15 protein-coding genes and 1 tRNA gene are annotated in these 15549 nt (G+C 53.4%); 11 read left to right on the forward strand and 5 right to left on the reverse strand.

Features of this window, described 5'->3' with window-relative positions; all coding sequences use genetic code 11:
- On the forward strand, window positions 1-182 hold a 182-nt coding region (locus ACNAU7_RS09475; protein WP_416302073.1), incomplete at its 5' end, for a hypothetical protein.
- 490 nt (window positions 183-672) lie between these two features.
- Here ACNAU7_RS09475 and pilC read toward each other — a convergent pair.
- Window positions 673-3699 carry a PilC family type IV pilus tip adhesin gene (gene pilC, locus ACNAU7_RS09480; RefSeq protein ID WP_416302074.1) on the reverse strand — a complete coding sequence of 1009 codons (3027 nt, stop codon included), beginning with the start codon at window positions 3697-3699 and terminating at the stop codon, window positions 673-675.
- Between the two features lie 857 nt (window positions 3700-4556).
- Between pilC and ACNAU7_RS09485 the strand changes: the two genes are divergently transcribed.
- Window positions 4557-4775: a hypothetical protein gene (locus ACNAU7_RS09485; RefSeq protein ID WP_416302075.1), complete on the forward strand. Its 219-nt coding sequence runs from the start codon at window positions 4557-4559 to the stop codon at window positions 4773-4775.
- Between the two features lie 179 nt (window positions 4776-4954).
- Here ACNAU7_RS09485 and apbC read toward each other — a convergent pair whose 3' ends face one another.
- Window positions 4955-6034, reverse strand: a complete 1080-nt coding sequence (apbC, locus tag ACNAU7_RS09490) for an iron-sulfur cluster carrier protein ApbC (RefSeq protein ID WP_416302076.1) — start codon at window positions 6032-6034, stop codon at window positions 4955-4957.
- Window positions 6035-6244: 210 nt separating this feature from the next.
- Here apbC and ACNAU7_RS09495 point away from each other — a divergent pair.
- From ACNAU7_RS09495 to murU, 5 genes are all read left to right on the forward strand, one after another.
- Window positions 6245-6320, forward strand: a tRNA-Lys gene (locus ACNAU7_RS09495).
- Between the two features lie 79 nt (window positions 6321-6399).
- The gene (locus ACNAU7_RS09500) at window positions 6400-6909 is read left to right on the forward strand and encodes a protein disulfide oxidoreductase (RefSeq protein WP_416302077.1); all 510 of its coding nucleotides are present in this window, start codon (window positions 6400-6402) and stop codon (window positions 6907-6909) included.
- Window positions 6910-7249: 340 nt separating this feature from the next.
- Window positions 7250-7690, forward strand: a complete 441-nt coding sequence (nadR, locus tag ACNAU7_RS09505) for a MarR family adhesin repressor NadR (RefSeq protein ID WP_250314755.1) — start codon at window positions 7250-7252, stop codon at window positions 7688-7690.
- A 117-nt stretch (window positions 7691-7807) separates the two neighbouring features.
- Complete coding sequence (gene hpaC, locus ACNAU7_RS09510) at window positions 7808-8308, forward strand: 4-hydroxyphenylacetate 3-monooxygenase, reductase component (protein WP_416302078.1); 501 nt, start codon at window positions 7808-7810, stop codon at window positions 8306-8308.
- A gap of 17 nt (window positions 8309-8325) precedes the next feature.
- A complete protein-coding gene (gene murU / locus ACNAU7_RS09515) occupies window positions 8326-9021 on the forward strand; it encodes an N-acetylmuramate alpha-1-phosphate uridylyltransferase MurU (protein ID WP_416302079.1) in 696 nt (231 codons plus the stop codon).
- Between the two features lie 122 nt (window positions 9022-9143).
- Here the strand turns inward: murU and ACNAU7_RS09520 are convergent, their stop codons facing one another.
- The 3 genes from ACNAU7_RS09520 to rpoN all read right to left on the reverse strand — a co-directional run bounded on the left by ACNAU7_RS09520 (window position 9144) and on the right by rpoN (window position 11099).
- Window positions 9144-9326, reverse strand: coding sequence for a hypothetical protein (locus tag ACNAU7_RS09520; protein ID WP_416302080.1), 183 nt, complete (start codon window positions 9324-9326; stop codon window positions 9144-9146).
- Window positions 9327-9387: 61 nt separating this feature from the next.
- The gene (gene hpf, locus ACNAU7_RS09525; RefSeq protein WP_304669934.1) at window positions 9388-9681 is read right to left on the reverse strand and encodes a ribosome hibernation-promoting factor, HPF/YfiA family; all 294 of its coding nucleotides are present in this window, start codon (window positions 9679-9681) and stop codon (window positions 9388-9390) included.
- Window positions 9682-9755: 74 nt separating this feature from the next.
- Entirely contained in the window at window positions 9756-11099 is a 1344-nt protein-coding gene (gene rpoN, locus ACNAU7_RS09530) for an RNA polymerase factor sigma-54 (RefSeq protein ID WP_301673003.1), read from the reverse strand.
- Window positions 11100-11441: 342 nt separating this feature from the next.
- On the opposite strand from rpoN, the gene katA reads away from it, so the two are divergent.
- The 4 genes from katA to ACNAU7_RS09550 all read left to right on the forward strand — a co-directional run bounded on the left by katA (window position 11442) and on the right by ACNAU7_RS09550 (window position 15377).
- Window positions 11442-12956: a catalase KatA gene (gene katA, locus ACNAU7_RS09535; protein WP_416302081.1), complete on the forward strand. Its 1515-nt coding sequence runs from the start codon at window positions 11442-11444 to the stop codon at window positions 12954-12956.
- Window positions 12957-13371: 415 nt separating this feature from the next.
- On the forward strand, window positions 13372-13596 hold the full coding sequence (locus ACNAU7_RS09540) for a hypothetical protein (protein ID WP_416302082.1): 225 nt from the start codon (window positions 13372-13374) through the stop codon (window positions 13594-13596).
- A gap of 172 nt (window positions 13597-13768) precedes the next feature.
- On the forward strand, window positions 13769-14215 hold the full coding sequence (locus ACNAU7_RS09545) for a pilin (RefSeq protein WP_003714658.1): 447 nt from the start codon (window positions 13769-13771) through the stop codon (window positions 14213-14215).
- Between the two features lie 595 nt (window positions 14216-14810).
- Window positions 14811-15377, forward strand: a complete 567-nt coding sequence (locus ACNAU7_RS09550) for a manganese efflux pump MntP family protein (RefSeq protein ID WP_416302083.1) — start codon at window positions 14811-14813, stop codon at window positions 15375-15377.
- The last annotated feature ends 172 nt before the right edge of the window (window positions 15378-15549 follow it).

Consider the following 15549-nt stretch of genomic DNA (forward strand, 5'->3'; position numbering starts at 1 on the left):
TAAATTCCCCATTTCCACCGATTCCGCCAAGAACCGAAGCCGCCGACTTCCCGACAGTTTGCCAAAAATTTTTGATGCGGCGGGCTGAAGCCCACCCTACGGTTCACCGGATTCCCGCCTGCGCGGGAATGACGCGTTTTATTTGCCGCCCCCATCCCGAAAACGCAAACAATGCCGTCTGAACGCTCTTGTAGGGTGGGCTTCAGCCCACCAATTCCATCAATCCCGCATTTCCACCGTTTTCATCGAATACACCGAATCCGCCCCTTTTCACAATCCAGTCCTACGCAACTGAACCGTCATTCCCGCGAAGGCGGGAATCCAGACCTGTCGGCACGGAAACTTATCGGGTAAAACTGAAGGTTTCTCCAGTCCTGAGTCCTAGATTCCCACTTTCGTGGGAATGACGGGATGTAGGTTTCCTTAATCCTGCATCCTAGATTTCCGCCTGCGCGGGAATGACGGCGCATAAGTTTTTGTGTTGATTTGAGTTTTGGTATTTTTGCCCGACGGGGTGAAAAATACAGTTGCTACGGTTCGATGTGCGGACAAATCTAGATTCCCGCCTGCGCGGGAATGACGCGTTTCACTTCCCCCCTCCGAAAAACGCAAAAAATGCCGTCTGAAGACCTTTCAGACGGCATTTGCGGGGGAATCGGCCGCGCGGGCGGGTTAGAAGAAGACTTCGCGCCAGCTTACCCGTTTCATATTGCAGATCGGGCCGGCAACATCCAAGTCGGACATATCGTTCATCAGCAGCGTGTGCACGCCTTTGCTGAAGAAGCAGCGGTTGCCGGATTTTTGGAAGGGGGTGTTGTCATTACCGCTGCCGCCCGCGTCGCCGTCTGCCGTTGTCGGGTGATCGCTTGTTTTTTGGCTGTCCAAATAGCTTGCGGTCAGAAGTTTCGGATAAACATATCCGCTCGGGCAGACGGTTTCAGTGCCTTTTTCCATACAGCCCACGGGGATATTGTTGCCTTTTGCGTCTTTTTTCTCGCCGACTTTTTTTGCCACGCGGCTATCCGGCACGACGGGGCGCGCGCTTTTCTTCGTCAGCTTGCCGCCGTCGGAGGTATTGATGCCCAAAAATGCGGTTTCCGCGCCGCAGCCGTTGGCATTGTAGTTGCGGATGGTTACAAAGGCGGTACGCAATACCACGGTCGGTTTGACGGTAACGCGCTGTCCGGGCTGCAAATCTATTACCCAGCCCTTGTCGCCCGAGCCGTCAGACCTTTTGTAGTCGCTCAGGAACAGCGTACTGTTTTCTTGTGTCAGCACTTGTTTGAGCAAACCGTTGCCCAGCCCGTCTTGCGCCGCACCCAAATCCGTATCGTTATCGAAAATACCGTAAACGTGTTGGATGTCTTGGCTTGCCACATCTTCTTCGGTCAAATCGCTGCCCGTGCCGAAGATGACGACGCGTTTGTCTTTCAGTTGGGAAATAGCGGGCGCGGAAGTAATCGGTTTTGTGCCGTTGAAAATGGCGCGTACAGACCATCTGTTCGGATCGTTGTCTTTCAAATCAAATCGGTACATCTTGCCGCCGCGATCGCCGGCATAGGCGATATCGACCGTGCCGTCCAAATCCGTATCGACAAGCGTGGGGGACGAAAGCCCGCCCTTGCCGCCGGGTACGGTAATTTTTTTAATCAGCGTGCCGTTGCTTTCCAAATCATATACATACAGCGCGGTTGTATTATCGCCGCTGTTAACGTCTTTGACGGCGTAACCGGAGGCGAGGAAGGCGGCGTATTTGCCGTTGTGGGTTTTGCCGATTTGCGGTGTGCCGACGGTGTAGCCCAATCCGTTGCCTTGTACATCAAACAGGGAAACGCCGGTCTGATTGCTGTCGGCCCTGGTCAAATCCAAGGCATACGCGCCTTTGCCGCCCTGACCCATCGCGCCGAACATAAACACGCGGTTTCCGGCTTGGCGCAAGACAAAGCCGCCGTCCACGCCGTACAAACCGCCCGTGTAGTTTTCGTTGGCAAAGTTGTGCAGGTCTTTTGCCAAATCGGAATCTTGGTTATCCAAGTTTTTGCGCGGCATCGTGCCGGGGATGTAGCTGAGTTTCAGATTGTAGCCGCCGCCGCTTTTTTTGAAGATATGCACCATCCCGTCGTTGGCGGCGGTTGCCAGATAGTCGCCGACCGCCGTTACCGGGCTGTTGACGATGTCGCCCAAATTGCGATTCTTGTCGTCGCGGATGCGGTATTGCTGGCTATACAGTTTGCCGCGTGTCGAGGCATCTATCGTATTGTTAAAATAGTTAAACTGATTGTCGTTTGCATCGCGCCGGTCGGTCCAGCGCAGCAGCACGGTTTTCCATTCGTCTTGATTGTTTCCCAAGCCGCCGATACCGAATGTGCCATTCGTAATGCCGTTAATATTGCTGTCGCTCAAGGATACGCCGTTTGCCAGGCGGATTGCCGCCTTGCGTCCGGCAAAGACGGGTTCGGTAAAACCTTTGTTTGGCACATAATCCGCGCCGCCGTTTTTCTTATTGTTTTTATCCAAGGTGTAAAAGAGGATGCGGCTGCTTGCCGACTTGGGATCGGTAACGACCGCCGCCGCCTTGCCCGGGAAACCCGCGCCCAAAGGGGCGGGGGCGACAATGGCGTATTGGCTGCCGTCCGGGCCGGCGGCGGTATATTGCGCCCGCGTACAGCCGCCCGCGCCTATGCTCGGAAGCTGGAGTTTTACGTCGATATGGCCTTGTTCATGTATCTTATACAGAGTACCCGTCCGACCCCTGCCGTTTGCGTTATACGGCATAAAGTTGAAGTCGGGCATATTAATCTCGCCCAGTTTGATTTCTTGGGCGTTGAGGCTGCCCGGAGTACCCAACAGGTGCAGCTTGGCGCGCAGGGCGAAGGCTCTGCCGCTGCTTCTTTCCCCTGTCGGCTGGGTAATCATTTCGTTTAGCAGCGTATGGTCATTATTAATGGTTATCCATTGCGGCGCAGTGCCGCTCGATTTAGTCAATTGGAAGGAAACGCCCAGCCACGGATGGTCTTTCAGCTTGTATATCGGCAGGCCGTCCGGACTGGTTCCCGCCGAGGCGGGATCGAGTGCGCTGTCCTTAAAGTTGAAATAAAATTTGAAAGGCAGGTCGGGACACTGGCGGCTCTGACCCGTCGAGACACCCACGCCCTTGAGGAAGCAGCTGATGCCGGTAAAATCGTAACCCATCTTCCCTTTATGGACGGTCGTCAGCCAACTGTCGGTTTTGCGCCCCGCCATATTGTCGGCATCAAGCCCGGAAACTTTGCCCCACAGCGGGGCGGGACCGCCGCCGAGGTTCAGCTTGCCGACCTTGCCCGCAAGCAGCGTGTCGGTGTTTGCGTAGGTAAATTCGTTAGTCAGTGAAAGGACGAAATTACAATCGGCAGATCCAGGTGTGATTCCCAAATCCTGACACACTTGTTTTAAGCTTACCGAGCCAAATTTGCCTGACGGTATAGACAGTTTCTTACCGGTGCGTACGCCCTGACCGCCGGGTGTCTTACCGCCTTCTACGCTGCCGTCGTCTTTGACGATAAAATTGAAATTTTCGGTATCGCCCGCGCCGAATGCCTGTTGGGACGATACCGCCAAGAGCATCGCGGTATAAACCGCGGTATGGCGGAGCAAGTGCCGTTTGGGTGTTTTTTTCATATCGTTTTCCTTCCGTTTGTTTTCCCGATGGCCGGACGGCATTCCCGCCCGGCCGTAAATATCGCAATATGCGCCGTGATGCGGATTTTCATGGCGCGGGGTGTTTCGTGAGGCGGATGCGTAAGGTGGGTGTAGGGTGGGTTGTAGGGTGGGCTTCAGCCCACCAACTCCACCACATCCACCAATCCCGCCAATCCCACAAAATCTACCAATGTTACCAAATCCATCAATCACGCCGATTCCACAAAATTCACCAATCCCACCCTACGGCTTCCTATAAAAATACCCGAATCGTCATTCCCACGAAAGTGGGAATCTAGAACGTAAAATCTCAAGAAACCGTTTTATCCGATAAGTTTCCGCACCGACAGACCTGGATTCCCGCCTGCGCGGGAATGACGGAGGTAGGGTTGCGGTGTTCCGAAACGGTTGCATGGTTTTGTCGGCAGGCTGCTGGCGGAATCGGTGGGATTGGTAACATTGGTGGAATCGGTGGGCTGAAGCCCACCCTACATCCCGCCACAACCTACCCTACATCCCGCCCCGAAAACCGCCTTACGCGTCCGCCTCGCGCGTTCGTAATGACGGACGGGAACGGCGCACGGACATTTGCCAGAATCTTTTGTGTTTCCATTATCATACTCTTTTTAATGCGCTATTCCAAGAATATGATGCCCGCCGGCGGCATCGCGCCTTATCCGTCCGCATCGGAACAGGGCTGTATGGCGGATGCGTAGGATGGGCATAGGTGGGTTGCAGGGTGGGATGTAGGTTGCGCCGTAGGGTGGGCTTCAGCCCACCGATTCCACCAATGTTACCAATCACGCCGATTCCGTCAAATCCAAATCCAACCACGTCTGCCGATTCGCCGAATCACGCCTATTCCCCAAAAAACTTTGATGCGGTCAAATTGGTGGGCTGTAGGGTGGGCTTCAGCCCACCACATCCACCAATCCCACCGAATCCAACCGATTCCAACCAACTCCGCCAATTTCAACAATTCCAACGATTCCGTCAAATCCAACCAATTCAGCCATTTTCGCCAAAAACCGAAACCGCCGAATCCCGCCTATTCCGTCAATTCCAACCACGTCCGCCGGTTCGCCGAAAACCTTTGATACGGTGAAATTGGTGGGATTGGCGACATCGGTGGAGTTGGTGGATATGGTGGGATTGGTGGGCTGAAGCCCACCCTGCAGTCCACCCTACATCTCACCCTACGGCTCGTTGCGCGGGAATGACGGCGTATCGGCAGGCGCGGGGTTTCAGACGGCATTGCGGTTTCGGGGGTGGGGCTTTATTCGACGACGATTTTGGGGAAGCGGCTGCTGAAGTCTTTGCCTTTGTCGGCAATGCTCAGGGCGATTTGGAATGCGGCATCGGTGTAGATTTTGGCGATGGCGGGGTGCTTGTCGAACAGTTGTGCCGCCGCCCCTCCGTCCATCGCTTCGCGCACGGGCAGGCTTAGGGGAAGCTGTCCGAGCAGGGGGACGTTGAGGCGTGCTGCTAAATCTTTGCCTCCGTCCGTGCCGAACAGGGCTTCGCTATGTCCGCAGTTGGTGCAGATGTGGACGGACATATTTTCCAATACGCCTAAAATGGGAATGTTGACCTTGCGGAACATATCCACAGCCTTGCGCGCGTCTATCAGGGCGATGTCCTGCGGCGTGGTTACGATGACGGAACCGGTTACGGGGATGCGCTGGGACAGCGTGAGCTGGATGTCGCCCGTACCCGGGGGCAGGTCGATGAAAAGATAGTCCACTTCGTCCCACTCGCTTTGGAACATCAGTTGCTGCAAGGCTTGGCTGACCATTGGCCCGCGCCAGACGACGGCTTGGTCGGTATCGACCAGAAAGCCGATAGACATGACCTGTATGCCGTCTGAAGATTCGACGGGAATGAGTTTTTGGTTTTTCTGATCGGGTTTGCGGTCGTGTACGCCCAGCATCGTGGGCTGGCTCGGGCCGTAAAGGTCGGCATCGAGTACGCCGACGCGCGCGCCCATCCGCGCCATTGCGGCGGCAAGGTTGGCGGTGGTGGTTGATTTGCCCACGCCGCCTTTTCCCGATGCGACGGCGATGATGTTTTTCACGCCTTTGATGGTGGTAACGCCGGGCTGGACTTTGTGTGTGCCGATTTCGATGTCTATGCTCAAGTGGATGTGCGCGCCGCCTGTTTCGGGCATCAGGGTTTCTTGTACGGAATCGGCGATGGCGGCGGCGATGTGCGCGACAGGGAAGCCGAAATGCAGGGCGATATGGATGCCGTCTGAACGCTGTTCGACCGAACGGACGGCCTTTTCGCTGCCGAGCGTGCGTGCCGTATTCGGAACGGCGACGGTGTCGAGGAGGGTGCGGATGTTTTGTATGTTCATAATGTGTGTTTCTGTGTGTAGTTTGGGAAACGGGCGGAAAGTGTACATTGATTTCGGGCGGTTTGCCTTTCCTTGTGCGAATTTTTACACGGTATGCGGCGGATTGTGAAAATCCGTTGCCAAAATATCCCGTGCAAACAGTGGTCTGCAATTAAGCCTGTAAAATTTGCTTGACGGCGGGGAACGGGGCTGTATAATGCACAGCTTATCGGGTCGTTAGCTCAGCCGGTAGAGCAGCGGACTTTTAATCCGTTGGTCGAGCGTTCGAATCGCTCACGACCCACCAAATAGCCGAAAGCCAAGTTTTAGGACTTGGCTTTTTTGTTTGCCTGCCGGTTGCGCGGGCGTACCGTTTGAGGGGGCGTATGAAAAAGAAATTGCTTTCGGGCATCAAATTTGCCGTTCAGACGGCATTGGTGTTTTTATTGGTGTCGCTGTTTTTGGATTGGGTACGCAAGCCCGACGAACCTGCCGGTGCGGCAGGGCGGCCTTTGACTTTGCTGTCGGGGCAGCGGCTAACTTTGGGACAGTTTAGCCGAGATAGGACGGTGCTGGTGTATTTTTGGGGGAGCTGGTGCGGCGTGTGCCGTTATCAGTCTCCGATAATTGATGATTTGGCGGCCGACGGTGTGCCGGTTGTCGGAGTGGCGATACGTTCCGGCAGTTCGGCCGAAGTTTCTGCGTATATGAAAAAACGCGGATTGGGTTTTCCGAGCGTTAATGATGAGGACGGCGGTTTGGCAAGATCTTGGCAGATTAAGGCAACGCCGACTGTCATTTTGGTCAAAAATGGGAAAATAGTTCACTATACGACGGGAATCAGCAGTTATTGGGGCTTGCGCGCACGAATTTTTCAGGCGGATGTTTTCGATTAACCTTTGTTTTTGTTAAACTTTACGCTATGTGGAGAATCAAACGGCATATACCTTGCTCGTCGGATGCGGCGGCTTTTGTTTTTTTGGAAGAAAGTTCTTTCGACAGTAAATGTAATACTTTGTTGAGATTGTAGGGAAAATAGACTAAGATATAACTATTAAAATATTTTTAGATAGGATTATCGGAATTAAAGCCTTTTGTACCCAAATGCCTGATACGGCTTATAGAGTATTGTTGCTATATGTTCGTTTTGTTATATAACGGTTGTCCCGGAATGATACCTGCAAGCTTTACAGACGGTTTGAAAATTTGATTTTCGATAACTTGGAGACTTGAACAATGCCTACCCAATCAAAACATGCGTCTATCAATATCGGTCTGATACAGGCAAGGGAAGCCTTGATGACACAGTTCAGACCCATTCTGAACCAGGCGAATATCACCGATCAGCAATGGCGGATTATCCGTCTTTTGGCGGAAAACGGCACGCTGGACTTTCAAGATTTGGCGAATCAGGCGTGCATCCTGCGCCCCAGCCTGACCGGTATCCTGACCCGTCTTGAAAAAGCAGGTCTGGTTGTCCGCCTGAAACCTTCCAACGACCAACGCCGTGTTTTTCTGAAGCTGACTGCCGAGGGCGAGAAGCTGTATGAGGAAATCGGCGAAGAAGTGGACGAACGCTACGATGCTATCGAAGAAGTGTTGTCCCGCGAGAAAATGATGCTGCTTAAGGATTTGCTGGCGGAACTTGCACAAATCGAGGATTTGTTGAATTCGTAAAACGCGCAACGTGCGGAAACGTCCGACAGTCGGTCTTGTTTACGAATCAGAGCTGCTGCACATGAGGGAAGCCTTATGTGCAGCAGTCTTGCATATGGAAACAGATAAAGGGGTAATATGACGGATTTGCAGAAAGAATTTCAAACCTCATTCCGTGATGCGATGGCATCTTGCGCGGCAGGTGTTCATGTCATTACGACAGAGGGATCGGCAGGACGTTACGGCATTACGATGACGGCGGTTACACCGATTACGGATGAGCCTCCAACCGTGATGCTGTGTATCAACCGTAAAGCCCGTATCATCCCGATACTGTCGGAAAACGGCAGCCTGTGCATCAATACGTTGGCAGACGAACATCAGGATGTGGCCGAACATTTTGCCGGATTGACCAATCTTTCGCCCGAAGAACGTTTTGCCTATCATATTTGGCATTACGGTAAAACCGGACAACCTGAAATAGAAGGAGCGTTGGCGCACCTGCACGGGCATATTGTCGGCCAACATGAAATCGGCACGCATTTTGTATTTTACGTCAGGCTCGACGAAATCAAAAACTGCGTGGGCAAACGTCCCGCGCTGCTGTATTTCAGACGGCAGTTTAGGTCTTTAGACTGATATTCGGACAGATATATATGAAAGCGATGATACTGGCGGCAGGACGCGGCGAGCGTATGCGCCCTTTGACCGATACCACTCCGAAGCCGCTGCTTGATGTGGCGGGTAAGCCTCTAATCGGTTGGCACCTATGCCGTCTGAAGCAGGCAGGGTTTACCGAAATCGTCATTAACCATGCGTGGTTGGGACGGCAGATAGAAGAGGCTTTGGGCGACGGCTCGTCATATGGCGTGAACATCGCCTATTCGCCCGAACCTGAAGGCGGCTTGGAAACCGCAGGCGGTATCGCACGGGCATTGCCGCTGTTGGGCGATGCCCCATTTTTGGTGGTCAATGGCGACGTACTGACCGACATCGATTTTACCGCCGCGTTTCAGACGGCATCGTCCCTGCCCGAGCATATTTCCGCACATTTGTGGCTGGTGGAAAATCCCCCGCACCATCCCGACGGTGATTTTTTGTTGCTGCCCGACGGCAGCGTGCGTCCGGAAGTATCCGGCGGCAACGGATTGACATTCAGCGGCGTGGGTATTTACCGTCCTGAAATGTTTGACGGAATCGAAGCGGGCAGTGTGGCGAAACTCGCGCCCGTATTGCGGAACGAAATGCGGCAAAACCGCGTGAGCGGACAGAAGCATACGGGCTTGTGGCTGGATGTCGGTACGGTATGCCGTCTGAAGGAAGCGCAAGCCCTTGCAGGGGCTTGGAAGTAAAACGGAAACGGGATGCGGATTTGCGTTCCGTTTGTTTATCGTGTTTCCTTTTCGGTTGAAACCCCACCCTTTAGGGCGGTAGGATCAGACTTTATTTGGGGGGGGGTGTAAGCCCTTCCAAATCAGGACGGCACATAGGGCGGTGCTTTTGCGCCGTTCAACTCTACCGACTGGCCGCCGGCTTCGATAATCAGACCGTTGGGCAGTTTGCAGCCGACGGTTACAGTAAGGCGAGGCAACGCCGTACTGGTTTTTGTTAATCCACTATATCGGAGGACGGTTTTGCGCCCCGATATATCGGGCAACAAAATGCCGTCTGAAACGGAAATCTGTTTCAGACGGCATTTTGCCGTTACGGACTTTCGGTCAATGGCGGACTTCTCCGATTTTTTCTTTGTGTTTCAATACGGCGCGGTCAAGTTTGTCTGTCAGGGTGTCGATGGCGGCATACATGTCCTGACCGTCGGACTCGACGTGCAGGTCTTTACCGGCAAGGTGTACGTCTGCCTCGGCCTTATGACCGGCTTTTTCCACAGACAGCGTTACGGTTATAGAAATGATGTCCGAAGCGTGGCGGTTGATGCGCTCCAGTTTCTTGGAAACATGGTTTTTGATGGCTTCGGTAACGTCAAAATTCAGACCGGTGATTTTCAGATTCATGATACAGCTCCTTCGGTGGGTTCTGTCCGTCGGCGACGGAACGGAAAAACGGGTTGTAGCATTGTGTTGAAAAATTATTCTGCGGTTTTGCGTTTGTGTGCTGCCGGAATCTCAAGGGATTCTCTGTATTTGGCAATGGTGCGGCGGGAAACCTCCATGCCGCGGAAAGCCAGTAGGTTGGCGAGTGCCTCGTCAGAATAGGGCTTGCGTTTGTCTTCGCTGCCGACAAGCTGGGAGAGTGCGGCTTTAACGGCGTGTTGGCTGACGGCTTCTTTGCCTTCTTCCATTTGAACTGCCTGCGTGAAGAAATAGCGTAGCGCAAACACTCCGCGCGGGCAAGACAAATATTTTTGGTTGGCCGCGCGGGAAACGGTACTTTCTGCCACACCCAATTCGGCGGCGGCATCTTTCATCAGCAGGGGGACGAGTCCGATTTCGCCAAAAGTAAAAAAGTCTGCCTGATGTTTAACGATGTATTCAGCAAGGAGGACGACGGTTGCCTTCCTCAATTCGAGCGAATCGATACGTTGTCTGGCTTCGCTGATTTTTTCCTTCCATTCGGGCGAGAGGCCTTCAGACGGCATCAGTTCGCAATATTCGCTGTTCATTTGCAGAGGAGGCAGGGAGTCTTCGTTGAAACTGACCGTCCAGCCGTCTTTACTTTCCTCAACCCAGACATCCGGGCGGATATACGGCGTGGGCGTGGACGAGGCAAAACCGGCGGCGGGAAAGGGATTGAGCGAAGCAATGAGGTCGAGTGCGGCTTCGAGTGTGCCGCTGTCGGTTTGGGGCAGGTGTTTTTTTATTCGCGCGAGGGTTTGGCTGCGGTTGCCGTCAATGCTGTCGAGGGCGTTTCGGACGATATGCAGGGCGGCGGGTTTGGCAGCACATTCGCCCAATCTTTCTATCTGCAGTATCAGCGATTCGTTCAAATCGGCGGCGGCCACGCCTGCCGGGTCGAATTTTTTCAATGCGGTCAGCGCGTGTTGCAGCATTGCTTCATCCAACATCCACTCCAAGGGCGTATGGTCGAGAATGTCTTCGATGCTGTCGGTCAGATAACCCTGCTCGTCAAGGAAATCGATAAGGATGTGGACACAGGCGGCTTCTTGGTCGGAAAGCGGGTGTTCGCACACTTGCGCGTGCAGGTATTGCTTGAAATCCTGCTCGCCGGCGATGTTGGACAGCATATCTTCGCCTTCGTCTCCGCCGATTTGGCGCGCGGGCGCAGTGTAATGGCTGAATTCGGCATCGGAAAATTCATCCGTGTCTTTGCGTTCGAGCAGGGGGTTGTCCGACAGCCAGTTTTCGACCTCGCGTTCAAGTTCGATACCCGACATCTGCAATACGCGCAAAGATTGTTGCAGCCGCTGGTTGAGCTGCTGGGTCTGTTTGAGCTTTATTCCGAGTAACGTCATGATAATGCGAGAGAATTATTCTTTTGGCCTGTCGGCGGCAGATGATGCCAGGAAACATTATTATAAATGGTTTTATGTAGGGATTTTGATTCGTTCCGATAACAAAAAACAAACGAAAATAGAATATTGATTGCTTATAACAATATTAAATCGATTTCATAGTTTTAATAGCGAAAATCTTGGCGTATAGTTGCCTTCATAGTTTAAATAAAAGGAAAACTAAATGTCTATTCATGAAATCTATTGCAACCAAGAAACCAGTTACGAATACGCTTTCCGCCAAATCGTGCTGTAAGCCGTTTGTCGTATCTTTTGATTAACCAAGGAAAAGGAACACGAGCTATGACTACCTCCAAATGCCCCGTAACCCATCTGACCATGAACAACGGCGCGCCTGTTGCCGACAATCAAAACAGCCTGACCGCCGGTCCGCGCGGCCCCCTGCTGGCGCAGGATTTGTGGCTGAATGAAAAACTCGCCGACTTCGTGCGCGAAGTCATCCCCGAACGCCGTATGCACGCCAAAGGTTCGGGCGCGTTCGGTACGTTTACCGTAACGCACGACATCACCAAATACACCCGCGCCAAAATCTTCAGCGAAGTCGGCAAAAAAACCGAGATGTTCGCCCGTTTCACCACCGTGGCAGGCGAACGCGGCGCAGCCGATGCGGAACGCGACATCCGCGGTTTTGCGCTGAAGTTCTATACCGAAGAAGGCAACTGGGATGTGGTCGGCAACAACACGCCCGTATTCTTCCTGCGCGACCCGCGTAAATTCCCCGACCTGAACAAAGCCGTCAAACGCGATCCGCGCACCAATATGCGCTCCGCTACGAACAACTGGGACTTCTGGACGCTGCTGCCCGAAGCACTGCACCAAGTTACCATCGTGATGAGCGACCGCGGCATCCCCGCCAGCTACCGCCATATGCACGGCTTCGGTTCGCATACCTACAGCTTCTGGAACGAAGCAGGCGAGCGTTTCTGGGTGAAATTCCATTTCCGCAGCCAGCAAGGCATTAAAAACCTGACCAACGAAGAAGCCGCCAAAATCATCGCCGACGACCGCGAAAGCCATCAGCGCGACCTGTACGAAGCCATCGAGCGCGGCGAGTTTCCGAAATGGACGATGTACATCCAAGTCATGCCCGAAGCCGATGCGGAAAAAGTGCCGTATCATCCGTTTGACCTGACCAAAGTTTGGCCGAAAAAAGACTATCCGCTGATTGAAGTGGGAGAATTCGAGTTGAACCGCAATCCCGAAAACTTCTTCGCCGATGTGGAACAATCCGCCTTCGCACCGAGCAACCTCGTTCCCGGTATCGGCGCGAGCCCGGATAAAATGTTGCAGGCCCGTTTGTTCAATTACGCCGACGCGCAACGCTACCGCTTGGGCGTAAACTTCCGCCAAATCCCTGTCAACCGTCCGCGTTGCCCTGTTCACAGCAACCAGCGCGACGGACAAGGACGCGCCGACGGCAACTACGGCAGCCTGCCGCACTACGAACCTAACAGCTTCGGACAATGGCAGCAACAACCCGATTTCGCCGAACCGCCTTTGAAAATCAACGGCGACGCGGCACACTGGGACTACCGCCAAGACGATGACGACTACTTCAGCCAACCGCGCGCCTTGTTCAACTTGATGAACGATACGCAGAAACAGGCTTTGTTCGGCAACACCGCCGCCGCAATGGGCGACGCGCCCGACTTCATCAAATACCGCCATATCCGCAACTGCTACCGTTGCGATCCGGCATACGGAGAAGGCGTGGCAAAAGCCCTCGGACTGACTGTCGAAGACGCACAAGCCGCCCGCGCGACCGACCCCGCACTCGGCCAGCACGGTTTGCTGTAAGGAGGCATTATGTGGATGGAAATTGAAGAAATCCTGTCCCGCGCCGTCCGCTACCGGAAATAACCGGGCATAAAAATGCCGTCTGAAACGTCGTTTGACCGTTTCAGACGGCATTTCCCCACCCCGCCTTTGCCGCTTCGGCGGGCGTTTTTTATTAAACACAAAATATCCCGTCATTCCCGCGCAGGCGGGAATCTAGAACGTAAAATCTAAAGAAACCGTTTTATCCGATAAGTTTCTGCACTGACAACTCTAGATTCCCGCCTGCGCGAGAATGACGGTTTAGGTATTTCTGACGATTCAGTAAGCCGTATCGGACTGTAGAATGGGCTGTAAGGTGGGCGTAGGGTGGGCTTCAGCCCACCAACTCCACCATTCCACCAACTCCGCCAATCTTACCGGTGCCGGCAAACCGATGCCGTCTGAAGGCGGCGGAATCGGCGGAGGCGGTGGGCTGAAGCCCACCCTGCAGCCACCCCCCCAAAAAAAATCCCAAAGAACCCCCAATCTGACAAAAAACGTCAGCCCGAAACTGACAAAAAATGTCACACCTAACAAAAAACGTCAGCCCGCCGCATTATTCCGCCGCAAGCCGCGCCGCGTTGATATAAAAAAATACCCATACCAAACAGACAAATAAAAAAATATTCTGTAGAATGCCGAGCCGAACCCGGTTTTGGCACGCCGCTTGCTGGTAAGAAGGCGAACCGAAGCAAAAAAGACCACGGTCAAATACATTACGGGTTTACGTTTGCGGCGGATGCCGCAAATTTCCAATCAAACTTAAACATTTTCAAACAGGAGTCATCCAAATGAAAGCAATCCAAAAAGGTTTCACCCTGATCGAGCTGATGATCGTCATCGCCATCGTCGGTATCTTGGCAGCCGTCGCCCTGCCCGCATACCAAGACTACACCGCGCGCGCCCAAATGTCCGAAGCCCTGACTTTGGCCGAAGGTCAAAAATCTGCAGTGGTCGAATATTATTCCGACAACGGCACGTTCCCGAACACCAATGCTTCCGCAGGTATTGCTAATGCTAGCGATATTAAAGGTAAGTATGTGGCATCGGTTAATGTTTCTGGCACTGCTTCCCTTGCTAAGATTACCGCTACCATGAACTCTTCCGGTGTGAACAACGACATCAAAGGTTCAACCTTGGTATTGGAAGGCAAACAAAACTCCGGCTCGTTCGAATGGACTTGTAAAGCAGGTACTGTGAAAGAAAAATTCCTGCCGTCTTCCTGCCGCGCCAAATAAGGACAATGACCGGGTTTGACCCCGCCGTGAAAACAAATGCCGCCCGAACCGCTCGGGCGGCATTTCCTATTCCCCTTTTCCGCTTCAGACGGCATCCTCCGTCCGCCTTTGCCGTTTTGGCGGGCGTTTTTATTAAACGCAAAATATCCCGTCATTCCCGCGCCACAGCCCACTTTTCCGCCGTCATTCCCGCACCATCCCCACCGGTTCAAACCGGCACGGAAACTTTTCCGCGTCATTCCCGCGAAAGCGGGAATCCAGAACGTAAAATCTAAAGAAACCGTTTTTCCCGATAAGTTTCCGCGCCGACAACTCTAGATTCTCGCCTGCACGGGAATGACGAATCTATCCACACGGAAACCAAAACCCCGTCATTCCCACGAAAGCGGGAATCTAGAACGTAAAATCTAAAGAAATCGTTTTTCCCGATAAGTTTCCGTACCGACAAAACTGGATTCCCGCCTGCGCGGGAATGACGGGATTTCAGTTTTTGATTTTTTGTTTTCGCGGGAATGACGGGATGCGGGTTTTCGTGCGGCGTTTTTCGCGCTTTGCTGTTTTGCTATAATCCGCCCTTTTTAAGGACGGGTGCGGTATGGGTTTTTATGCTTTGCTCTTGATTGCGCTGGGGATGTCGATGGATGCGTTTGCCGTCGCGCTGGCAAAGGGTGCGGCGGTCAGGATGCCCCCGCGCAAAATTGCGGCAACGGCTTTGGTGTTCGGCACGGTCGAAGCGCTCACGCCGCTGGCGGGCTGGGCAGGCGGTTTTTATGCCAAGCCGTTTATCAGCGAATGGGACCATTGGGCGGCTTTCGTCCTTTTGGGCGGGCTGGGTCTGAAGATGTTGCGTGAGGGCTTGTCCGGCGGGGCGGACGATGTGCGCGAAGCCAAACGGGAAAGCCTGTGGTTGACGGTTTTGACTGCTTTTGGAACCAGTATTGATTCCATGATAGTCGGGGTGGGCTTGGCGTTTATGGAGGTAAACATCGCCTTTGCCGCCGCAATCATCGGTATGGCGACGACGGTGATGGTGGCGGTCGGGCTGACGGCGGGAAGGGCTTTGGGCGTATTGTTCGGCAGGCGTGCGGAATTTGCCGGAGGTTTGGTGTTGATTGCCATCGGTACATGGACGCTCTTGTCGCATTTGGGTTTGATTCAATGATGTCGGAAAATATAGTGGATTAACAAAAACCAGTACGTCGTTGCCTCGCCTTGCCGTACTATTTGTACTGTCTGCGGCTTCGTCGCCTTGTCCTGATTTTTGTTAATCCACTATAAAATGCCGTCTGAAGCGTTGTTTGACCGTTTCAGACGGCATTTTTATCAAATTCAAA

It is taken from the genome of Neisseria sp. LACPHL-SPEC-2024-00856 (assembly GCF_047915665.1).
GTDB classification, from domain to species: Bacteria; Pseudomonadota; Gammaproteobacteria; order Burkholderiales; family Neisseriaceae; genus Neisseria; species Neisseria polysaccharea.